Genomic DNA, 254 nt, shown 5'->3' with positions numbered 1-254 from the left:
CCCCGATGGCGACCGGGATCAGTCCCGCCAGCCGCCAGCGCGTCCGCCACAGCGCCACCCACAGCCCGCCCGCCGCCATCAGCCCGAACGCCCCCGCGGGCATCCCCGGGATCGCCGCCACCGCCCCCGGCGCCGCGGCGACGGTCCGCGCGATCCACAACAACAGCGCCAGCCCCAGATGCGCGACCCACCATGCCGGCGCCCCCAGCCCCACCGCGTCGAGCGCCAACGCGATCGCCTCGGCCGGCATCACC

General features: G+C 78.3%; 1 pseudogene. It reads right to left on the bottom strand.

The features are described 5' to 3' along the window. Positions 1–254, bottom strand: a pseudogene (locus AX685_RS22465) (ComEC/Rec2 family competence protein); the annotation flags it as partial.

The sequence above is a fragment of the Sphingomonas sp. CCH9-F2 genome, from assembly GCF_001556735.1.
In the GTDB taxonomy this organism is placed as follows: domain Bacteria; phylum Pseudomonadota; class Alphaproteobacteria; order Sphingomonadales; family Sphingomonadaceae; genus Sphingomonas; species Sphingomonas ginsenosidimutans.
Note: the sequence above shows the minus strand (reverse complement) of the source record. Positions and strands in the feature narration are given on the sequence as shown.